17 protein-coding genes are annotated in these 20,723 nt (G+C 63.1%); 14 read left to right on the top strand and 3 right to left on the bottom strand.

All coding sequences use genetic code 11. The features are described 5' to 3' along the window. Positions 1-23: 23 nt before the first annotated feature. On the top strand, positions 24-1,457 hold the full coding sequence (locus tag ABEB22_RS15385) for a sugar porter family MFS transporter (protein WP_349295816.1): 1,434 nt from the start codon (positions 24-26) through the stop codon (positions 1,455-1,457). A gap of 44 nt (positions 1,458-1,501) precedes the next feature. Here the strand turns inward: ABEB22_RS15385 and ABEB22_RS15380 are convergent, their stop codons facing one another. Next, positions 1,502-3,085 (bottom strand): gamma-glutamyltransferase family protein, encoded by a 1,584-nt coding sequence (locus ABEB22_RS15380; protein ID WP_349295815.1) that lies wholly within the window; start codon positions 3,083-3,085, stop codon positions 1,502-1,504. A gap of 105 nt (positions 3,086-3,190) precedes the next feature. Beyond that, positions 3,191-4,261 (bottom strand): ABC transporter ATP-binding protein, encoded by a 1,071-nt coding sequence (locus ABEB22_RS15375; RefSeq protein WP_349295814.1) that lies wholly within the window; start codon positions 4,259-4,261, stop codon positions 3,191-3,193. Between the two features lie 306 nt (positions 4,262-4,567). On the opposite strand from ABEB22_RS15375, the gene ABEB22_RS15370 reads away from it, so the two are divergent. The 9 genes from ABEB22_RS15370 to argE all read left to right on the top strand — a co-directional run bounded on the left by ABEB22_RS15370 (position 4,568) and on the right by argE (position 14,247). After that, on the top strand, positions 4,568-5,638 hold the full coding sequence (locus tag ABEB22_RS15370; RefSeq protein ID WP_349295813.1) for an ABC transporter substrate-binding protein: 1,071 nt from the start codon (positions 4,568-4,570) through the stop codon (positions 5,636-5,638). Between the two features lie 94 nt (positions 5,639-5,732). After that, entirely contained in the window at positions 5,733-7,088 is a 1,356-nt protein-coding gene (locus ABEB22_RS15365) for an LLM class flavin-dependent oxidoreductase (protein ID WP_349295812.1), read from the top strand. Continuing rightward, positions 7,081-8,817 (top strand): ABC transporter permease subunit, encoded by a 1,737-nt coding sequence (locus tag ABEB22_RS15360; RefSeq protein ID WP_349295811.1) that lies wholly within the window; start codon positions 7,081-7,083, stop codon positions 8,815-8,817. Before ABEB22_RS15365 ends, ABEB22_RS15360 begins: the two co-directional genes overlap by 8 nt. Positions 8,818-8,830: 13 nt before the next feature. Then, positions 8,831-9,577, top strand: coding sequence for a class II aldolase/adducin family protein (locus ABEB22_RS15355; protein ID WP_349295810.1), 747 nt, complete (start codon positions 8,831-8,833; stop codon positions 9,575-9,577). 52 nt (positions 9,578-9,629) lie between these two features. Continuing rightward, positions 9,630-10,925, top strand: coding sequence for an NAD(P)/FAD-dependent oxidoreductase (locus ABEB22_RS15350; RefSeq protein ID WP_339115082.1), 1,296 nt, complete (start codon positions 9,630-9,632; stop codon positions 10,923-10,925). Between the two features lie 23 nt (positions 10,926-10,948). Further along, positions 10,949-11,362, top strand: coding sequence for a RidA family protein (locus ABEB22_RS15345; protein ID WP_339115081.1), 414 nt, complete (start codon positions 10,949-10,951; stop codon positions 11,360-11,362). Positions 11,363-11,366: 4 nt separating this feature from the next. Next, positions 11,367-12,044 (top strand): DUF1028 domain-containing protein, encoded by a 678-nt coding sequence (locus ABEB22_RS15340; protein ID WP_349295809.1) that lies wholly within the window; start codon positions 11,367-11,369, stop codon positions 12,042-12,044. An 80-nt stretch (positions 12,045-12,124) separates the two neighbouring features. Then, on the top strand, positions 12,125-13,126 hold the full coding sequence (locus ABEB22_RS15335) for a LysR family transcriptional regulator (RefSeq protein WP_350935462.1): 1,002 nt from the start codon (positions 12,125-12,127) through the stop codon (positions 13,124-13,126). After that, positions 13,123-14,247, top strand: a complete 1,125-nt coding sequence (gene argE, locus ABEB22_RS15330; protein ID WP_349295807.1) for an acetylornithine deacetylase — start codon at positions 13,123-13,125, stop codon at positions 14,245-14,247. The genes ABEB22_RS15335 and argE overlap by 4 nt, the downstream gene beginning before the upstream one ends. A gap of 3 nt (positions 14,248-14,250) precedes the next feature. Here the strand turns inward: argE and ABEB22_RS15325 are convergent, their stop codons facing one another. Then, positions 14,251-15,477 carry an MFS transporter gene (locus tag ABEB22_RS15325; protein WP_349295806.1) on the bottom strand — a complete coding sequence of 409 codons (1,227 nt, stop codon included), beginning with the start codon at positions 15,475-15,477 and terminating at the stop codon, positions 14,251-14,253. A 258-nt stretch (positions 15,478-15,735) separates the two neighbouring features. On the opposite strand from ABEB22_RS15325, the gene ABEB22_RS15320 reads away from it, so the two are divergent. The 4 genes from ABEB22_RS15320 to ABEB22_RS15305 are packed head-to-tail and all read left to right on the top strand — an operon-like array spanning position 15,736 to position 19,989. Continuing rightward, the gene (locus tag ABEB22_RS15320; protein ID WP_349295805.1) at positions 15,736-16,845 is read left to right on the top strand and encodes a substrate-binding domain-containing protein; all 1,110 of its coding nucleotides are present in this window, start codon (positions 15,736-15,738) and stop codon (positions 16,843-16,845) included. Continuing rightward, the gene (locus tag ABEB22_RS15315) at positions 16,842-18,431 is read left to right on the top strand and encodes a sugar ABC transporter ATP-binding protein (protein ID WP_349295804.1); all 1,590 of its coding nucleotides are present in this window, start codon (positions 16,842-16,844) and stop codon (positions 18,429-18,431) included. Before ABEB22_RS15320 ends, ABEB22_RS15315 begins: the two co-directional genes overlap by 4 nt. After that, positions 18,428-19,438, top strand: coding sequence for an ABC transporter permease (locus tag ABEB22_RS15310; RefSeq protein WP_349295803.1), 1,011 nt, complete (start codon positions 18,428-18,430; stop codon positions 19,436-19,438). The genes ABEB22_RS15315 and ABEB22_RS15310 overlap by 4 nt, the downstream gene beginning before the upstream one ends. Positions 19,439-19,494: 56 nt before the next feature. Further along, the gene (locus tag ABEB22_RS15305; protein WP_349295802.1) at positions 19,495-19,989 is read left to right on the top strand and encodes a flavin reductase family protein; all 495 of its coding nucleotides are present in this window, start codon (positions 19,495-19,497) and stop codon (positions 19,987-19,989) included. Positions 19,990-20,723 lie beyond the last annotated feature (734 nt).

Here is a 20,723-nt window from a genome sequence, read left to right as displayed (position 1 = left end):
TTCAACAGATATGGTGGGTTAGAATGCAAGGATTGGCCGAGGGTCATCGCGCGACGGTGCAGGCGCGATCGGATGACAAGGGGATCTTGGGACGTGTCGCGCTGGTCGCGACGATGGGGGGATTGCTTTACGGCTATGATACGGGCGTCATCAATGGCGCGCTGATCTTCATCCAACGGGATCTCGGGCTGACGCCGGTGACCGAAGGGATGGCGGCTTCGGCACTTTTGCTGGGGGCAGGGCTCGGGGCGATCGGCTCGGGGCCGTTTTCCATGCGGATCGGGCGCCGCCGCACGATCCTGTTGCTGTCGGTCATCTTCATTCTCGCCACGCTGGCCTGTGTGCTTTCGCCCAACGTGGCCTCGCTTGTGGCGGCGCGTTTCGTGCTGGGGGTGGCCGTGGGCGGGTCGTCGGTGACCGTGCCCACCTATCTGGCAGAGGTCGCACCCTCCGGCCAGCGCGGGCGGCTCGTGACCCGCAACGAGCTGATGCTCGTTTCGGGGCAGCTCCTGGCCTTTGCTTTCAATGCGGCCTTCAGTGTCAAATGGGGCGACAATCCCGAAATCTGGCGCTGGATGCTGTCAGTGGCGATGATCCCCGCCATCGCGCTCTTTATCGGCATGTTTTTCGTCCCCGAAAGCCCGCGCTGGCTGGTAGCGCACAACAAGATCGAAAAAGCCGAGCGCGCGCTCAAACGCCTGCATTCCGACGAGGATGCCGCCATCGAGATCCGAGAGCTTCGCAAAGCTGTCGATGAGGATGCCGCAACCCGTCGTGCGCGCCCCTCGCGCCTCGATCTGGGCCGCTTCCGCGAACCTTGGATCCGCCGCATCCTGATGATCGGGATCGGAATCGGCATTGTGCAGCAGCTGACCGGCGTGAATTCGATCATGTATTACGGCACCCAGATCCTGACGGAATCGGGCTTCGGCCAGAACGGTGCCTTCCTTGCCAATATCTCGAACGGGGTCATCTCGGTCGCGGCCACCTTCCTCGGGATCTATCTGCTGCCCAAGGTGGACCGCCGCACCATGCTGACCATCGGTCTTTGCGGCATCGTAGTAACGCTTCTGGCCATCGGTGCGACCTCAATGCTGCTGGGGCAATCGACACTGCGGGCCTTTATCATCCTGCCGCTGATGGCCGCTTTCCTCGGGTTCCAGCAGGCGTTTGTGTCGCCGGTCACATGGGTGCTCCTGTCGGAGATCTTCCCGCTGAAGGTGCGCTCGATGGCGGTCGGGATCTCGGGTCTGGCGCTGTGGCTTGCGACATTTGCCGTGGGCTTCCTCTTCCCGATCATGGTGGCGGGGATTGGGCTGAGCGTGACCTATTTTGTCTTTGCGGCAATCGGGCTGGGCAATATCACCTTCACTCGCAAATTTGTGCCCGAGACGCGGGGCAAATCGCTCGAACAAGTCGAGGAGATGCTGCGCGCCCACCGTGTGCGCGAGAGCTGAGCCATAAACGATGCGCCCGGGGTCTTTCCCCGGGCGGTGTTCCATCAATATCCCAGTGCGCAGCCATCCTTGCGCGGGTCCGAACCCCCGATCAGAATACCGCGATCATGGTCGATACGGATCGCCTGACCGCCGCCATGCGGCACCCCGATCCGCGCGGTCATATGGCCAAGGCTTTGCAGGAACGTATCCGCCTCGGCGCTGATGCCCTCTTCCAGCTCGATCCGGTCATTCTGCACAAAGAGCCGCGGCAGGTCCAAGGCCGCCTGCGGGTCCATGCCGTAGCGCAACATATTGTCGATCACCCAAGCCTGACCCATCGGCTGGAAATGTCCGCCCATCACGCCGAAAACGATCTCGGGGCGACCATTGCGGGTTGCAAGCGAGGGCATGATCGTGTGCATCGGGCGTTTTCCGGGCGCCAGTTGGTTGGGGTGGCCCGCCTCGAGCGTGAAGCCAAAGCCGCGGTTCTGCAGCACCACACCGGTGCCTTCGGGCACGATCCCCGAGCCGAAGCCCTGGAAGATCGAGTTGATGAAGCTGCACACATTGCCATCCGCATCGACGACGCTGACATAGACGGTGTCCTTATGCGCGGTGCCTGCTTCGGGCAACCGCCCCATCCGCGCATCATCTCGGATCAGAGCGCGTAGCACCGCGTGATAGGCGGGCGAGAGCAGTTCGGCCACCGGCACATCGCCAAAGCGCGGATCGGCGACAAAGGCGTTGCGGTCGCGGTAAGCCAGACGCGCGGCCTCGATGGCGCGGTGCAGGCGGAGCGGCGCAAGCGGGTCCGCCTCGGGAGCGAAACCATCGATGATCCCCATCAGGAGCAGCGCCGTGACGCCCGAGCCATTGGGCGGGCATTCCCAGATATCGTGACCGGCAAAGCGGCCCGTGATCGGGTCGACGAATTCGGCGGCAGTCATGCCTTGGGCAAAATCCTCGAGCGTATGCACCCCGCCCCGTGCGCGCAGGCCGGCCACCAGTTTCTCGGCAATCTCGCCGGTATAGAAGGCCGCGACCCCCTCCGCCGCGATCCGGCGCAGCACATGGGCCAGATCGGGGTTCGACATTACCTGACCCGCCTCGGGCGCCTTGCCCGCGACCAGAAACGGCGTGGCATCATGGCGTTGCAGGCGCGGCTCGGCCTCGGCCCAGTCAAGCGCCACGCGCGGGGCGACCACATAGCCGCCCTCGGCATAGGTGATGGCCGGTTGCAACAGATCGGCCAGCGATTTGCGCCCATGCGATTGTGACAGAAGCGCCCATGCCGAAAGCGCGCCGGGGATGGTGACGCTATGGGCCGAGAGCGGATCGAGGGCGGTGACGCCAAGCGCCTCCAGCGCCTCGGGGGAGGCGCCCGCAGGGGCGCGGCCCGAGCCGTTCACCGCGATCACCTCCGTGCTGCCTGCTTTCTGGTAGAGGCAGAAACAATCGCCACCGATACCGGTCGATTGTGGCTCGACCACGGCCAGAACCGCATTGGCGGCAATGGCGGCATCGACCGCATTCCCACCCGTCTTGAGGATCTCGATGGCGGCAAGGCTTGCCTGAGGCATGGAGCTTGCGACCATCGCATTGGTGGCCATGACCGGCGAACGGCCCGCGAGGTGGAGATTGCGCATGGAACAGTCCTGTCTTGAGGTGGCGACTCTCGGGGCCGCTTTGCGGGTGATAGAACAGGGCCAGTCCGTCGGGGTCAAGCGCCCGCCTGCCTGAAGGCGCGGGGCTCAGACTTCGCGGGTCAGGAAATGCGCGCGGGCCTTCTCCCAGCCAAGTCGCAGCTGGCTGCCCACGGCTGGTACAGGCCCCATCCCCTGACGCAATAACAGCTCGCGTCCATTCTGGTGGGTCACCAGAACACGCGTCTCTGCCCCGGCATAGACCGTATCGGTCACCGTCACGCAGAGCGGGCCATCGGGGTCGATCGTCATGATCTCGGGGCGCAGGACCAGAATACCCTTGCCGGAGCCTGACGCCCCTTCGGGCAGCGGCAGACGGCCTTCCGGGCAGTCGAGATGCCCGTCCACGACCGTGCCACGGAAGATATTCGACAGCCCGATGAAATCGGCGACAAAGGCCGAGCGCGGCGCGTCATACATCTCCTGCGGGGTGCCCAGCTGGGCGATGCGGCCCTCGCGCATCAGACAGATCCGGTCCGAAAGCGCCAGCGCCTCTTCCTGATCATGGGTCACGAAGATGATCGTCGTGCCGGTCTCGCGGTGCAGGCGCTTGATCTCCATCTGCATCTGCTCGCGCAGCTTACGGTCAAGCGCGCTCAGCGGCTCGTCCATCAGGATGATCGCGGGATCATAGACGAGACAGCGGGCCAGGGCGACGCGCTGCTGCTGCCCGCCCGACAGCTCGGAGGTGAAGCGGTTGCCCGCATGGCCAAGGCCCACCGCGTCCAGCGCGCGGGTGACGCGGGCTGTGATCTCGGCGCGGTCACGCACCCGCAGCTTAAGCGGAAAGGCGATATTCTCGCGCACGGTCAGATGTGGGAAGAGCGCATAATTCTGGAAGACCACACCGATATCGCGCTTATTGGCAGGCGTATGGGTATGATCCTGCCCGTTGATCAGCAACTGGCCGGAGGTGGGCGTGTTCAACCCGCAGATCGCCTGCAGCAGTGTCGTCTTGCCCGAGCCTGATGGCCCGAGCAGCGTCATGAACTCGCCCTCGCGGACATCCAGAGACACGCGGTCAAGGGCGGCGACATCGCCGTAATGGCGGCTGAGATTGCGCACCGAAAGTTTGATGGCGGGGTCGGTCTGGGGCGCGAAAATGGCGGGCTGGCTCAAAACTCTCTCCGGTAACTGGGGCAGGGCAATGACACACCTTGCCGACATCTTTGCGGCATTGAGGCGCAAAACGGCCAGGCGCGAAACTAGTTTTATCTGTGTCCCTGCTTAGGCAGCGCCTAAGTAAAGCACCCGTGAGGTCATCCTTGCTTAGGTTCAGCCTAAGCGCGGCGACATTTTTTAATAATTTACGGATCGCGTTGTTCGGGGCCAGATCTGCCCACAGGACGATGGCGAGGACTGCCCATCATAAAAATGGTCCCGCTGCCCCTCGGGCGTCCCCACCCAACAAGGAGCTATCCTCTCATGACGACCTCCCCCAGATTCTCCCGCCGCGCGGTGCTGCGCTCCGGTGTGGCCGCCGGTGCAGCCCTTGCAGCCCCCGCCATCTGGACCTCCGCCGCCCGCGCCGAGACCTCTCAGATCACCGTTTCCGATGTGGGCGGTGCGGTGAGCCCCGTGCTGCGTCAGGCCTTCTATGATCCGTTCGAGAAAGAGACCGGCATCAAGGTCGTCTCGGTGGCGCAGGATCCGAGCCCCGTCACCCAGATCAAACTGCTCGTCGACACCAAATCCTATACATGGGATGTGTCGATGACCACGCCCGACCATATCGCGCAGCTGACCAAGGATAAGGCCTATGTGGCCGATCTCGATCTCGGCATCGACCCTGCCGATTATGTCGAGGGCACGGTGAAGAAGAACTGGCTCGGCTTCTCGGTCTTCGGGATTGCCATGGCCTATAACAGCGAGACCCTGCCGGGCGCGGCCCCGACCTCCTGGGCCGATTACTGGGATACCGAAAAGGTTCCGGGCCGTCGCGGCCTGTATCGCAGCCCGTGGGGCACGCTCGAGATGGCACTACTGGCCGATGGTGTGGCGCATGAGGATCTCTATCCGCTGGATGTGGACCGCGCCTTTGCCACGCTCGACAAGATCCGCGATGATATCTCCGTCTGGTGGACGGCCGGTGCGCAGAACACCCAGATCCTGCAATCGGGCGAGGTGGACATCTCCGATACATGGTCGGCGCGTGCCTATGCGGCCAAAGCCGGTGGTGCGCCGCTGGAGATGGTCTGGTCCGGCCTCTATTCGGTTGACGGCTGGTCGGTCGCGGCAGGCACCCCCCGCATGGACGCGGCGCAGGAATTCGTCCGCTTCTGCGCCCGCCCCGAGCAGCAGGCGATCTATTCGTCCAATATTGCCAACGGCCCCTCGGCCAAGAAAGCCTATGAATATATCGCCGAGGACCGCGCCGCTGTCCTGCCGACCGCGCCCCACAATATCGAGGGTTTGTCGCTGATGGATAGCGGGTATTGGGGCGAGCATTACGACGCGCTGGCCGAGCGTTTCAACGAATGGCTGCTGGCCGGCTGATCAATTTCCCTCCGACTCTCCGGCCCGGGTCCACGGGCCGGAGCTTTTCCCGCGCATCCGCGCGGCCCAAGATGCATAGCGAAAGAGACCGCAAATGGCGCAAAAACAACTCCGCATCGGCACGTTGATCGAAGCTTACGGCCTGCACGCCGCCGCATGGCTGGCCACCGATCCGGCCCCCGGTGCCCCCACCGATATCGCCTATTTCCAGAACATCGCGCGCATCTGCGAAGAGGCGAAATTCGACTTCTTCTTCTTGGCCGATACGCCCGCGACGCGCACGACCGACCTCGAGGCATGGTCGCGTTCGCCCATGTATATGAACCAGCTCGAGCCGATCACGCTCCTGACGGCGCTGGCAGGCTCTACCTCCAAGATCGGGCTGGCGGCGACCGCCTCCACGAGCTTCTACGAGCCCTATAATATCGCGCGTCTTTATGCCTCGCTTGATCATATCTCGAAGGGTCGCGCGGGCTGGAACGTGGTGACCACCGCCAATAATTTCGCCGCCAAGAATTTCGGCCTCGACCGCTTGCCGCCGCATGACAAACGCTATGCCAAGGCGCATGAGTTCTATGATGTCGTGACCGCCCTTTGGGATACGTGGGAAGATGATGCGTGGATCTACGACCGCGAAGAAGGGCTGACCTTTGACACCGCTAAATTCCATCCCGTCTCGCATAAGGGCGAGTTCTTCACCGTCGAGGGCGGGCTGAATATCGCACGCCCCCCGCAGGGCTATCCGGTGATCATCGAGGCGGGCGCCTCCGAGGCGGGCAAGACCTTTGCCGCCCAGACCGCCGAGGCCGTCTTTGGTGTGGCCACCGATGTCGACGAGGCGATCGCTTTCTACAAGGATCTCAAGGGCCGGATGCCCGCCTTTGGTCGCGATCCCGACCAGCTGAAGGTTCTGGCCGGTGCCACCATTGTGGTGGGCGATAGTGCCGAGGAAGCAAAGGCCCGCTTCGATCACTGGCAGTCGCTGATCCACCCTGAAGTGGGTCTGGTGCGCATCAAGCAGGATCTCGAGACCGATCTGTCGGATCTCGATCTCGACCAGCCGGTGCCCATGGACCGCATCCCCGAAAAGGCCAATTTCCACGCCGCCTATTTCGAAGAGATCAAAGGGCTGATCGCGAAGGGCCATACCCTGCGCGAGATCTGCCAGAAATATACCCGTGCCAAGGTGACCATTTTCGGCTCGCCCGAGGAAGTGGCGGATATGATGCAGGAATGGCTGGAGCGCGAGGCCTGTGACGGTTTCATGCTGACCTTCCCCGTGCTGCCCTCGACACTGGAGGATTTCCGCGACCGTGTGGTGCCGGTGCTGCAGGCGCGCGGGATCTTCCGCCGCGATTACGAGGGCTCGACCCTGCGCGAGCATCTGGGCCTTGCGCGCCCCGAGAACCGCCATGTCACCGCACCGGCGCTGGAAACGGTTGATGGCTGATCTGTCTGCCGATACGATCCTCGGCCCGCGCCGCCCCCGCCTGAAGGCGGGGGTAATCTGGCTGGCCGCGCCGGCGGTGCTGCTGCTTCTGGCCTTCATGGTCTATCCGATGGCCGAGATCTTCCGGCTGGCGGTCGTGGACCAGACGGGATTTACATGGAAATACATGGCCAAGGCCATGAGCCCCGGCCTTTATGCGCGGGTGCTGGGCACGACCTTCTCGGTGTCGCTTCAGGTGACACTCTGGTGCATCGTGCTGGGCTATCCGCTGGCCTATTGGCTGGCGGGGCTGCGGGGGCGCCCGCAACGGGTGGCGCTGTTCTTCATCCTGCTGCCCTTCTGGACCTCGGCGCTGATCAAGAATTTCTCGTGGATGGTGGTGCTTGGCCGCAATGGTATTGTGGCGCAGTGGATCGAGGCGCTGGGGCTCGGCAAGGCTGACGGGCTTCTGTATAACCAGACGACAGTAATCTTTGCCATGGTGCATACGATGCTACCTCTGGCCGTGATCACCATGCTGCCCGTCATCCGCCAGATCGACCCGCGCCTGCATCCGGCAGCGATGACCCTTGGCGCAAGCGGACCGCGCGCCTTCTGGCAGGTGATGATCCCGCTCTCGATGCGGGGGATCTCTTCGGCGAGCCTCCTGATCTTTGTAGCCTCCCTCGGCTTCTTCGTGACGCCCGCGCTGGTGGGTGGTCCGAAACAGACCATGATCGGGCAGCTGATCATCATGCAGATCAACCAGTTGCAGAACTGGTCACAAGGGGCCGCGCTGGCCGTGATGCTGTTGCTTGCCGCTCTCGTATCGGTTTTCGTCTTCGACCGGATCTTCGGGATTTCCTCGGTGGCGGATGCTTCGGCGCGCCCGCATGACAGCCGCATCCGCCGCTTCGGTCTGTGGCTCTCGGACGGGGTCGGGGCGCTGGCCGACCGTCTGCCTGCAGGGCTGGGGCGGCCCACGCTGAACCTCTTCGCAGGCGTGATGATCTTCATCCTGATGCTACCGATCATCGCCTTCGTGCCGATGGCCTTCTCGGCCACGCCGGAGCTGCGCTTCCCGCCGCAAGGGTTCTCGCTGCAATGGTTCCACGAGCTGTTCACCTCGCAGATCTGGCTCGGGGCGATCACCCGCTCGATGCTGATCGGCTTTGCAACCGCCGCCCTCACCGTGGTGATCGGGACGCTGGCCGCCGTGGCGCTTGCGCGCAGCAAATCCAAAGCGGGCACGCCGGTTTTCCTGCTGATCCTCTCGCCGATGATCATCCCGCCCATCGCGCTTGCCGTGTCGATGTTCTACCTCTTTGCCAAGATCGGCTTGATCGCCAGCAATCTGGGGATCATCATCGGTCATAGCGTGATCGCGCTGCCCATCGTCTTCGTCATCCTGCTGACCACGGTCAAAGGCTATGACTGGCGTCTCAATGATGCGGCGCTGACGTTGGGCGCGAGCCGGGCGCAGGTCTGGCGCAAGGTGGCGCTTCCGATCCTGCAAGGCGGTCTGGCGGCAGGCTTTGTCACCGGCTTCCTGCAGAGCTTCGAGGAACTGACCGTGGCGCTGTTCATCGGCGGCGGGCTCAAAACGACGCTGCCCCGGCAGATGTGGGACAGCATCCTTCTGCAAGCAACCCCGATCATCGCCTGTGCCTCCGTGGTGATGCTGCTGATCGTGATGGTTTTCTTCGGGTTGCTCGAGCTGTCGCAATCGCGTCGCTCCAAGAAACATTAGGAAAGGAGTGCCAATGTCGCTCGATACCACAGACTTCCTGACCGAAGCGCAGGCGCGCATCGATCTGGCCGCTGCCCTGCGCATGACCGCGCGTGCCAATATGCACGAGGCCGTGGCCAACCATTATTCCATCTCGCTTCAGCCCGACGGGCGGCGCTTCCTGATCAACCCCAAATGGATGCATTTCGCCCGTGTCAAAGCGTCCGACCTGATCCTGATCGATCTTGATGATCCATCCACCATGACGGATGAGCGCCTCGACCAGACGGCCCGCGCGATCCACGGGCAGGTGCACAAACTTTGTCCGCAGGCGCGGGTGATCATGCATCTGCATCCGATTGCGGCCACCGCACTGGCCTCGCTGGATCCGCCGCAGCTGCCGCCGATCGACCAGAACTCGGCGCGGTATTTCAACCGTCTGGCCTATGATCTCGATTTCGGTGGTATGGCCAATTCGGATGCCGAGGGCGCGCGTCTGGCGGGGCTGATGGGCAAGCATTCGCGCCTCATGATGGGCAATCATGGCGTCATGATCACTGCCCAGACCATGGGCGAGGCATGGGACGATATCTACACATTCGAGCGGGCCGCCCGGATCGTGGTCGCGGCCATGTCGACGGGGCGCCCCCTGAAGGTCCTTTCGGATGAGGCGGCCGAGCAGACCGCGCAGGATTGGGAAAGCATCGTGGATTTCCAGATCCGGCATTTCGAGGAGATGAAGCTGATCCTCGACGAGGAATGCCCCGATTATCGTAACTGACAAGGGCCGGAGTTCTGGCAACAGATCCGGCAGCAAGAAGAGGACGGCTATCATGGCAGTCGAGAAGAAGGGCGTGGCCGAGGTCATCGACACGCTGGTTGTGGGCGCAGGTCAGGCAGGGATCGCGATGAGCGAGCATCTGAGCCGCGTCGGCATCTCGCATCTGGTGCTGGAAAAGGACCGTATCGCGGAAAGCTGGCGCACACGCCGCTGGGATAGCCTCGTGGCCAACGGCCCCGCATGGCATGACCGTTTTCCCAACCGTGATTTCGATGGCGATGGTGATGCTTTCGTGCCCAAAGACGGCGTGGCGAAGTATTTCGAGGATTATACCCGCCAGATCGAGGCACCGATCCGCTGTGGTGTGTCGGTCACGGGGCTGACGCGGCTCGAGGGCCGTCCGGGCTTTCGCGTGGAGACCTCGCAAGGGGCGATCGAGGCGCGGAATGTGGTGGCGGCGACCGGCCCGTTCCAGGTGCCGGTGATCCCCGAGATCGTGCCCGAAACCGCAGGCCTGACCCAGATCCATTCCAGCGCCTATCGTAATCCGGCCCAACTGGCCCAAGGCGCGGTGCTGGTGGTGGGCGCGGGCTCCTCCGGCGTGCAGATCGCCGACGAGTTGAACCGCGCGGGCCGCAAGACCTATCTCTCGGTCGGTCCGCATGATCGCCCGCCGCGCAGCTATCGCGGGCGCGATTTTGTCTGGTGGCTGGGTGTGCTCGGAAAATGGGATGCACCGGCCCCCGCACCGGGGGCGGGCCATGTGACCATCGCGGTCAGCGGTGCACATGGTGGGCGGACCATCGATTTCCGCGAACTTGGTGCGCAGGGGATCACCCTTCTGGGCCGCACCGAGGGCTATGCCGACGGCGCTGTGACGCTGGCCGATGACCTGCGCCGCAATCTTGACCGAGGCGATGCCAACCATCACGGGCTGCTGGATGAGGCCGACGCCTATATTGCGCGGATGGGGCTTGATCTGCCCGAGGAACCGCAGGCGCGGCGGATCCTGCCTGACCCCGATTGCGTGACCAACCCGCTGCGTAAACTCGATCTGGCTGAGGCCGGGATCACCACCATCATCTGGGCCACGGGCTTCCGAACCGATTACAGCTGGATGGAGGTCGATTGTTTCGACGCCTCGGGGCGTCCCGTGCATAAACAGGGCGTGGCCCCCGAGCGCGGGATCTATTTCCTCGGTCTGCCATGGCTCTCGGGACGCGGATCGAGCTTTATCTGGGGCGTCTGGCATGATGCGGCCCATATTGCCGATCACATGATGATCCAGCGGCAATATGATGCCTATGAAGGCAGCGAAATGCAGCATCAACAGTCCCTTAGCGCGTAAACTTATCATTAAGGATTAAGATCATGGCGCATAAGCGCATCCGTCCCTTCAATACCAAAGACACCTATCCCGAGCAGAACCTCGACAATGACCTCTGTCAGGCGGTGGTCGCGCGTGGCACGACCATTTTCCTGCGCGGCCAGTGCCCGCAGGATCTGGATACCTCGGTCGATATCGGCAGCCCCGATCCGGTCGAGCAGACGCATAAGGTTATGCAGAATATCCGCCAGCTGATCGAGGAATCGGGCGGCAAGATGGAGCATCTGTGCAAGGTCGTGGTTTACCTGACCGATGTCAGGCATCGCGAGGCGGTCTACCGCACGATGGGCGAATATATCAAAGGCGTGCATCCCGTCTCGACCGGTGTCGTGGTGACCTGCCTCGCCCGGCCGGGCTGGCTGGTCGAGATCGACGCGACCGCCGTCATTCCGGATTGAGCCGATGACTTTTGCGATCGTAGGACGCTGTGACCGGACGGGGCAGTTCGGGCTGGCGATTTCGTCCTCCTCTCCGGCGGTGGCGGCGCGCTGCGCCTTCGCGCGCGCGGGCGTTGGGGCGGTGACCACGCAAAACGTCACCAATCCGGCGCTCGGGCCGGTGATGCTGGAGGCGCTTGCGCAGGGGCGCCCGGCGGTTGAGGCGGTGCAACTGGCCGCCGCATCCGACCCGCATGCAGCCTATCGCCAGCTTCTGGCGATAGGGGCCGAGGGCGCGGGCGCGGTGCATTCGGGCGATCAGGCGCTGGGGATCTTCGGGTCGGCTACAGGGGCAGGATGTGCTTCGGGCGGAAATCTTCTGGCCGATGCGGCGGTTCCGCAGGCTATGGTTGACGCGTTCGAGGCAAGCGATGCCGCTTTGGGAGACCGGCTGATCGCCGCGATGGAGGCGGCTCTGGCGCTTGGCGGCGAGGCGGGGCCTGTCCATTCGGCCGGTATGCTGATCGTGGACGCGCAGGCATGGCCATGGGCAGAGCTGCGCATCGACTGGCTGGACGAGGGTTGCCCCGTGGCCGCGATGAAACGCGCATGGGCGGTCTACGAGCCGCAGGCGCGCGATTATGTGACCCGCGCGCTGAACCCTGTCGCGGCACCGTCCTATGGGGTGCCGGGAGACGAATAACCCCTTGGAACCCGAGGGTGCTGAGATTTCCTCAGCACCATATCCCGTTGCTTTTATTGACGAAGGTGAAAGATATGCGCATGGCTGGGCAAAGAACTCTCCGCGATGATGTCCTCAGCCACATGCCCTCACGCATTACGATACGCCAACTGGAATATTTCCTGAGCGTCTGCGATTTCGGCTCCATCGCCCAGGCAGCCCAGCATTGTAATGTTTCCTCGCCCTCGATCTCGGCGGCGATTTCCCAGCTCGAGACCGAACTGGGGCTCAAACTCTTCGTGCGTCGCCATGCGCAGGGTTTGACGCTCTCGCAGGCGGGCGAGGTTTTTGGCGAGCGGGTGCGCGTGATCCTGCGGCAGGTGCAGGGGCTCAATGATCTGGCCAATGACCTGTCGGGAAAGGTGCGCGGGCCGTTGCGGGTCGGCTGCCTGCTGACCTTCGCGCAGATCATCCTGCCGAAGCTGCGGCGCAGTTTTATCGAAACCTATCCCGAGATCGAATTCCACCAGTTCGAACGCGATCAGGCCGAGATCTTCGACGGTTTGCGCACTGCGCGTTTCGATGTGGCACTGAGCTATGATCTCGATATTCCGTCCGATCTGGACTTCATGCCGCTGATCGATCTGCCGCTTTTCGCGCTATTTGCCGAAGACCATCCGCTGGCCCGAGCGCCTGCCGTCACGCCCGAGGAGCTGAACGATCATCCGATGGTGCTGCTGGATCTGCCACTGAGCAGCGAGTATTTCCTGTCCTGTTTCAGCCGGCACGGGCTGCGCCCCAATGTGGTCGAGCGCACCCGTGATATTGCGGTGATGCGCTCGCTCGTGGGCAACGGGTTCGGCTATTCGCTGGCCAATATCCGCCCGCATTCCGACCGCTCCCCCGACGGGCGGCGCCTGTGTTTCGTGCCACTGGCAGCCGGCCCGCGTGCCTTGCGGCTGGGGCTTCTGACCTCGCAGGGGGCAAAGGCGCAGCGCACGGTTTCGGCCTTTCTCGATCATGCCAAAGCCCTTGTTCCGCAGGAGCTGGAGCCCAATGTCGTGCGGCTTCCCGAGGCACGGTTTTGCGGGGCGGCAGAATGAATCGCGCGCGTCTTCTGCAGATCCTGTCCGATCTGGTGGCCTTTCCCACGATTGCGGGGCGGGACAACAGGGCGTTGATAAACTATGTCACGGAACATCTTGAAAGGGCAGGATTTTCTGTCCACCGCATCCCGTCGGCGGACGGGATGAAGGAGGGGCTTCTGGCGCGCTTCGGAGCCGCAGGCCAGAGCGGTGGCATCGTGTTGTCGGCGCATAGCGATGTGGTGCCGGTCGAGGGGCAGGACTGGCAGAGCGCCCCCTTTGAAATGGGCCGGCAGGGCTCGCGGGTGACGGGGCGCGGCGTCACCGATATGAAGGGCTTCATTGCCTGCGTTCTGGCCTATGCCGAGACGCTTGCGGCCCATCCGCCTGCACGACCTGTTATGATTGCGCTCAGCTGGGATGAGGAACTGGGCTGCCGTGGCATTCCGGAGATGATCGATCATCTGATCCCGACGCTCGGGCGCCCCGATCTGTGCATCGTAGGCGAGCCCACGCTCCTGCGCCCGTGTATCGGACATAAAGGCAAGGCCAGCTATCTGGCGGTGGCCAGAGGCGAGGCGGGACATTCGGCGATGGCGCCGCAATTCCGGAATGCGCTGCATCCGTTGATTGATCTGGGGCACAGCCTGCGGAAGATTCAGGACGAGATGGCGTCTCGGGGTGCGCGCGACGCGATGCTCGATCCGGCCTATTCCACATTGCATATCGGCACGCTGCACGGGGGGACGGCACTCAATATTGTGCCCGATCATGCCGAGATGCGCTTCGAAATCCGCCATCTGCCGCAGGATGACCCCTCGGCCCTGATCGGGCGGCTCGGCTATCCGGACCATGTCACCATTACTGAAACGGGTCGCTATCCGGGGCTCGATAGCACGCCTGCCACCCCCGAGATCGCGTGGTTTTGCGAGTGTCTGGACGACCCGCAACCGATCAAAGTGGCCTTCGGCACGGAGGCCGGATATTTTGCGGCGCTCGGCATCCCCACCGTCATTTGCGGACCCGGCACGATGGAGGATGGCCATCAGCCCGATGAATCCATCGAGATCGTGCAGCTCGAGGCCTGTTTCGCGCTCCTTCAACGCGTGTTTGCTCCCGCAGATCAGCGTGCGGGCTAGGCTCTAGCGGCGCGCCTTGCATGCGCGCACGAGCGCCCACAGGCTTCCGGCAAAGGCCACAATTGCCAAGAGGCGGAACGTGCCGCTAAAACTGCCGATCAGGTTGAAGGCCAGCGAGAAGGTGGCGGGACCGACCATCACGCCGATGAAGGTATAGGTCAGAACCTCGCCGGTCAGCGTGCCTTTGCCGGGGCTGGAGTGGGCGGTCTCGGCCAGAAGCACCCCGTTCCAGCCATTGCCGGTAAAGCCTGCCAGTCCGATCAGGGCGAGCCCCAGTGCGGGCAGGTTGCCGATCAGCGAGAAGCCGAGGATCGCGGCGCCTGTGATAAAGCCCACGATGGCCAGAACCGCAAACCCGTTGCGCAACCTGTCGGCGACCAGCCCCCAGAAAATCCGTCCGCCCGCACCGGCGATCTGCACGATAGCGGCGATCCCTGCGGCGGAGACGGGACTCCAGCCGAATTCCTCGATCAGCATCGCCACGGTGAAGGTGGATATGGAGAGCTGCACCGCCGAATAGAAGAAGCCCAAAAAGGCCAATGCCCTGAGATCGGGGTTGGAGAGCACCGTGCGCTGGCCCTGCCAGATGCCGCGTCCGATGGCGATATCGGGCGCGCGCTCGTTATCCCATGCACCGCGTTTCAACTGGTAGACGAGCGCCAGCACCAGCGGGATCAGCGAGAACCCCAGCAGGACAGGCTGCCAGCCGAAGCTCTGGGCCAGCGGCGGAATGGCCAATGCCGCCAGCGCACCGCCCAGAGGCACGCCAGCCTGTTTGACCGAGAAGATCAGATTGCGCCGCGCGGGCGGGGCCAGCCGTGACAGGACATGCGACGACGACGGGTTGTTCAGCGCGTAGCCCACGCCGATCAGCACCGAGGCCAGCGCGATCGTCCACAGATGCCCCGTAGCCATACCCGCAAAGCCGGCAAAGGCGCCAAGCAGCGCAAGTTGGCCCACACGCGCCGGTCCCCAGCGTTTCGCCAGCGCCCCCGCCATCATCGAGAATATCACCCCCGAGGCATAGATCAGACTGACCTGATAGCCGATCATATGCGGCCCGATTCCGAGCGTATTGGCCACCAGCGTGGGGATCGTGGTGAGCGCCAGCACGGAGGAGGTCGCAGCCACCTGCGAGGCGGTGGTCAGCGCAAGCGCCGCGCCCAGCCCGCTCTCCCTCTGCGCCAGATCGGGATGCGCGAGATCGCTTTGCAAGGAGGTATCCGTCATATGTCTGTTCTTTATGGATGCGGCCCGTTTTGCGGAACCGAGGGGCATCAGGTGTGAATATAGCCCCGGACCACAGCATTTCCGGCGCAATCCTGTCAATTCCGGCCCGCTCTAATTTTTCTCATATGTATATGTACAAACTTAAAGTTGACCATTGCCCCCCATCTCACGCCTTCTTGAGCCACGCGCGCCGGAAGAGATCGCTCATGAAAGCGGCCACCGGCGGATGCGGAAACTGTCACCAACGGGGCTATTCACATGACCAAACCGATTTCGATGATCCGCGCGGGGCTTCTGGGGGCGGGGCTTGCATGGTCCGCCCTTCCGGCCCATGCCGAGGCCAATCTGGCTGCCGCCGAGGAGATCCTGAGCGCGCATAGCCAGAAACCCGGTTTCGAGGCACCCGGCAAGCCGTTCGATGCCAAATCCTGCATGGCGGGCAAAAGCATCCTGACCATCCCCACCACCTCCTCGATCCCGTTCAATCAGGGCATTGTCGAGAGCGAGGCCCAGATTGCCAAGGAGGTGGGCTTCAAACACGAGATCTGGCAGAATCAGGGCAACCCGACCCAATGGGTGCAGGGCGTCGAATATGCGATCTCCAACAATTTCACCGCCATCGACCTGATGGGCGGACTGATCCCCGCCTCGCTTGCGCCGCAGCTGGCCGAGGCGCGCAAGAAGGGCATCCGCGTCTATGCCTCGCATTATATGGACGTGACGCAGGAGAAAGATCCCAATGCCGATATCTCGCTGCCGGTGTCCTTTACCGATGTGGGCAAGATCCTCGCGGCCTATGCGGTGACGGAAACTCAAGGCAAGGCCAATGTGCTGGTGATCGGCTCGGATGATATCCTGCCCTCGCAGCCCTATTGGACATCCATCGAGAAGACGCTGGCCGAGCTGTGCCCCGATTGCAAGGCGACCTATGTGAATGTCGCTCTGGCCGATTGGGCGACGCGGATCCAGACCTCGACGCAATCGGCGCTGCTGAAGGATCCGTCGATCAATTTCATCATCCCGATCTACGATTCCATGTCGCAATTCGTGCTGCCGGCGCTGGCGATCACCGGCAAGCGCGGCATGCCGATCGCCACCTTCAACGGCACGCCCTTCGTGCTGGATATGATCCGCAATGGCGATGTGAAGATGGATGTGGGCGAGAGCCTTGGCTGGATCGCGCGGTCGTCGATGGATACCTATATGCGCGATCTGTGTGATGTGGGCGATGTGCCGGCCAATCTCTATGTGCCTTTCTATATCTTCGATAAGAACAATGCGGCCGAAGCTGGCGTGCCTGCGACCTATGATGCGGGTTATGGCGATGCACAGCTTGCAGGCTATCGCAAACTCTGGGGGCTCGAATGAGCCCTGTAAGCCCTGACCGCCTGCCACGGAGCTATCCGGGGCAGGCGCCAGCCCTTCTGGCGCGCCATCTGTCCAAAGTCTTCGGCACGACCAAGGTCCTGGATGATGTCGAGCTGACGGTGATGCCCGGTGAGGTGCACGGGCTTTTGGGGGCCAATGGCTCGGGCAAATCGACGCTGATCAAATGCCTTGCGGGGCTGCATGCGCCCGAAGCCGGAGCCGAGCTGATCCTGCACGGGCGGGAGGCGCGGCTGCCGATGCCCGCAGGGGGCGCAAGGGCCAACGGGATTTCTTTCGTGCATCAGCATCTGGCGCTGATCCCGACGCTGTCGGTGCTGGAAAACATGATGCTCAACGATCTGTCGGTCGAGACGCGCCTGCGCATCAATTGGCGCGCGGCGCGGCGCCATGTGGAGGAGATCTTCGAGAGGTTCGATCTGAAGATCGACCCGGCCGCCCGTGTGGCCGATCTCAGCCAGCCCGATCGTGCGCTTCTGGCGATCGCGCGGGCCTTTGACGAGGTGCAGACCCATGCGGGACAAGGGCAGGGGATCCTGATCCTTGACGAGCCCACGCCCTTCCTGCCGAAATCGGGTGTGGACCAGCTTTTCGGGCTCATGCGCGCCATCGTCGCCGATGGCGCGGCAGTGATCTTTGTGGCCCATGATATCGACGAGATCCGCGAGATCACCGACCGCGCGACCATCCTGCGCGACGGGAAACTGGCGGGCACCGTGGTGTCCGGCGAGGCGAGCCACGACGACTTCATCCGCCATATCGTGGGCGAGAGCGTGGATCTGTTCCAGAACACGCAGGCGCTCCCGCCCGCAGCCCCCGTTGTGGCCAAGGTGCGCGGCCTGACGGCGGGGCAGATCACCGATGTGGGGTTCGATCTACGCGAGGGCGAGATCCTCGGACTTACAGGGCTCATCGGATCGGGCTTCGATGCGGTCCCCGAGGCGCTGTTTGGCGTGCGGCCTGCCACGGGCCAGCTGGAGACGGGTGGCAAGACCCTGCCTGCCGCGCAGCTGACCCCCGCGAAGGCGATGGCGCAGGGCATGGCCTATCTGCCCGCCGACCGCTTGGGACGGGCGGGGGTGGGCTCGCTCACGCTGACCGAGAATATCTCGCTGCCGGTGATGGGGGCGTTCCGCAACTGGTTCGGAATCGACTGGGCGGGCCTGCGCGAGAATTGCGAGGCTTTGGGGCGGCGGTTCGACGTGCGGCCCAACCGCCCCGATCTGACGCTGGGCGCGCTTTCGGGCGGCAATGCGCAGAAGGTGCTGATGGCCAAGTGGCTCCAGACAAAACCCAAGGTGCTGATGCTGGACGAGCCCACGCAGGGTATCGATGTGGGCGCGCGCCAGAAGCTTTTTGTCGAGCTGTCGCGGGCGGCGGGCGGCGGCACTGCGGTGTTGGTGGCCTCGACCGATGCCGAGCAGCTGGCGCAGATCTGCCACCGCGTGCTGGTCTTTGCCAAAGGCCGGATCGTGTCCGAGCTGTCGGGGAGCGCTCTGACCAAGGACAGCATCACCCAAGAAACCCTGCGGGCGCATGGCGCCGCGCCAATTCCGGAGGTCGCATGACCCTGAGCACAAGTGACCACGCGCCTGAAACAGAAAACGCGGCCCGCCGGCAAATCCAGTGGGGCCGCATTGCCGAAAGCTACGCGCTTGTCGCCTCGCTGGTGGTGCTGTTCCTGATCTTTGCAGCCCTCGAGCCGCAGAGCTTCTTCTCATGGGCCAATGTGTCCACGATGCTCGGCTCGCAATCCATCCTCGTCTTCCTGACACTGGCGCTGATCATCCCGCTGACGGCGGGCGATTTCGACCTGTCGGTGGCCGCCGTTCTGACGCTTGCCGCGATGACTGTGGCGGTGCTGAATGCGCGGATGGGGCTCTCGCTGGGGCTGGCCATTCCGGCAGCCCTGCTGGTGGGGGCTGTGGTAGGCGTCATCAACGCCTTCTTCATCCTGACTTTCCGCATTCCCTCGCTGATCGTCACGCTCGGGACCGGCACATTTATCAACGGGATCGTCCTGTGGATGAGCAATTCGGCCACGATCGGCGGGATCGATTTCGCGCTGGTGAACTGGGTAGTGGCGGTGCGGCTCTTCGGCATTCCGCTGGCCTTCTACTATGCGCTGATCATGTGTCTGGTCATCTGGTATGTGTTCGGGTTCACCACGCTGGGGCGCAGGCTCTTGTTTGTGGGGCGCGGGCGCGAGGTGGCGCGGCTTTCGGGAATCGCGGTGGACCGTGTGCGTTTCGGCGCGCTTATGTGCTCGTCGGTAATGGCGGCCCTTGCGGGGGTGATCTATGCGGGCACCATCGGCGCGGCGGATCCCAATTCGGGCAACAGCTTCCTGCTGCCGGCCTTTGCCGCAGCCTTCCTTGGCGCCACGGCCATCACGCCCGGGCGGTTCAACCCGATAGGCTCGCTGGTGGCGGTCTATTTCCTCGTGACGGGGATCACCGGCCTTACGATGATGGGCATGCAATCCTTCGTGCAGAACCTGTTCTATGGCGGCGCGCTGGTGCTGGCAGTGGCCCTGTCGCAACTGGTGCGCAAACGCAGTGCACAGGATTTCTGAGCATTTCTCCTCCCTCGGGCCCGCCCCGCTGCGGGCCCGTTTCCATGAAAGGACATATGATGAAAATGGAAGCCATCGGCACCGATATGGATATCGGCAGTTTCTGGAAAACTCTGGGCGAGCGCGCAATCGGCGCGACCGTCGTGACCACCGACAGCGCCGAGGGTCCCAAGGGCTTTCTGGGCCTCTCGGCCAGCCATGTCTGCGCCAATCCACCCACGATGATCGTCTCGGTCGACAAGAAGACCTCCGCGCTGCAAGGCATTCTGGACAAGGGCCATTTCGCGGTGAATTTCCTGCCCGAGGGCACCGCCCATCTGGCAAATATGTTCGGCGGCAAGGGGGAGAAAACCTTCGATCCGGAGGCATGGGACACGCTCTCGACCGGAGCGCCCACGCTAATATCGGCGCTCGGGGTATTCGACTGCTCGGTCGAAAAGGTCGTCGAGCATGGCGATATCTCCATTATCATCGGCAATGTGCAGGGTGTGCGGGCCGCAGGCGAGGGCGCACCGCTGATCTTCTTCTGCGGCAAATTCCTGAGCGAGTGACCCCCGTCCCGCTAGAGCCTCCGGTTGGCGGTGACATATCCGGAGCCGTGGGACATAAATGAAAGGCTCGCGCTCTGACTGCGCCAGCCTTTTATCTCGAGTGCATTTGCAAATCTCTGCGGAGAGTCTGGATCTGCAGCCAGATCCGAAAAGTTTTTTCGGATTAATGGTGTTCATAATTTTGCAACAGACCCGATGCGGCTCTGCAGTTCTGCTGCGCAGTATCAATCTAGGGCTAACATTCGCTGCCATCACGCGTGACCCGCTCGCGCATGAGACCGTCCAGCTTCTTAAATGAGATCCTGATGCTGGTCATAGCAAGGAGATTGACCAGACTCCGTGCTTTCACCGCCGTGGACCGACCGCCACAATTTCAGCCATCCTTGTAGATTTTATCATAGCTTTGGCCGCATTGGTCGAGCGATGGCCGGCGCGGGATCGCGTTCTGCGCTCCGCCACCATGGAGGCTGGCGATCCCTTACATGCCAATACGGCAACACAATGCGCCCGCACAGCTCGCCGGAATATGGCCCACCAGCACCCGAGAGCCGCGTGCCCGTAGACCGACGGCTGACGGCTGACGGCTGACGCGTGTTGAACGGTCAAAACGGACCATGCAAGTGACATGGCAGACCACATCCCCGAGACGGTGTCTTTGGTCACCGCTGGTTCGGCAAGAGAGGCTCGGCCGAAAACCGGGTTCACGGAACCTGAGCGCTTTTCGTAAGGGCAGG

The organism is Thioclava sp. 'Guangxiensis', assembly GCF_045348365.1.
In the GTDB taxonomy this organism is placed as follows: domain Bacteria; phylum Pseudomonadota; class Alphaproteobacteria; order Rhodobacterales; family Rhodobacteraceae; genus Thioclava; species Thioclava kandeliae.
The sequence above is the reverse complement of the archived record's forward strand: the minus strand, read 5'-3'. Positions and strand labels throughout refer to the sequence as shown.

What these genes read in the sequence shown, in the direction of transcription:
- ABEB22_RS15385 (WP_349295816.1), top strand. Translation starts at nt 24, where the DNA reads ATGCAAGGATTGGCCGAGGGTCATCGCGCGACGGTGCAGGCGCGATCG.
- ABEB22_RS15380 (WP_349295815.1), bottom strand. Translation starts at nt 3,085, where the DNA reads ATGCGCAATCTCCACCTCGCGGGCCGTTCGCCGGTCATGGCCACCAAT.
- ABEB22_RS15370 (WP_349295813.1), top strand. Translation starts at nt 4,568, where the DNA reads ATGACGACCTCCCCCAGATTCTCCCGCCGCGCGGTGCTGCGCTCCGGT.
- ABEB22_RS15365 (WP_349295812.1), top strand. Translation starts at nt 5,733, where the DNA reads ATGGCGCAAAAACAACTCCGCATCGGCACGTTGATCGAAGCTTACGGC.
- ABEB22_RS15360 (WP_349295811.1), top strand. Translation starts at nt 7,081, where the DNA reads ATGGCTGATCTGTCTGCCGATACGATCCTCGGCCCGCGCCGCCCCCGC.
- ABEB22_RS15355 (WP_349295810.1), top strand. Translation starts at nt 8,831, where the DNA reads ATGTCGCTCGATACCACAGACTTCCTGACCGAAGCGCAGGCGCGCATC.
- ABEB22_RS15350 (WP_339115082.1), top strand. Translation starts at nt 9,630, where the DNA reads ATGGCAGTCGAGAAGAAGGGCGTGGCCGAGGTCATCGACACGCTGGTT.
- ABEB22_RS15345 (WP_339115081.1), top strand. Translation starts at nt 10,949, where the DNA reads ATGGCGCATAAGCGCATCCGTCCCTTCAATACCAAAGACACCTATCCC.
- ABEB22_RS15340 (WP_349295809.1), top strand. Translation starts at nt 11,367, where the DNA reads ATGACTTTTGCGATCGTAGGACGCTGTGACCGGACGGGGCAGTTCGGG.
- ABEB22_RS15335 (WP_350935462.1), top strand. Translation starts at nt 12,125, where the DNA reads ATGGCTGGGCAAAGAACTCTCCGCGATGATGTCCTCAGCCACATGCCC.
- argE (WP_349295807.1), top strand. Translation starts at nt 13,123, where the DNA reads ATGAATCGCGCGCGTCTTCTGCAGATCCTGTCCGATCTGGTGGCCTTT.
- ABEB22_RS15325 (WP_349295806.1), bottom strand. Translation starts at nt 15,477, where the DNA reads ATGACGGATACCTCCTTGCAAAGCGATCTCGCGCATCCCGATCTGGCG.
- ABEB22_RS15320 (WP_349295805.1), top strand. Translation starts at nt 15,736, where the DNA reads ATGACCAAACCGATTTCGATGATCCGCGCGGGGCTTCTGGGGGCGGGG.
- ABEB22_RS15315 (WP_349295804.1), top strand. Translation starts at nt 16,842, where the DNA reads ATGAGCCCTGTAAGCCCTGACCGCCTGCCACGGAGCTATCCGGGGCAG.
- ABEB22_RS15310 (WP_349295803.1), top strand. Translation starts at nt 18,428, where the DNA reads ATGACCCTGAGCACAAGTGACCACGCGCCTGAAACAGAAAACGCGGCC.
- ABEB22_RS15305 (WP_349295802.1), top strand. Translation starts at nt 19,495, where the DNA reads ATGATGAAAATGGAAGCCATCGGCACCGATATGGATATCGGCAGTTTC.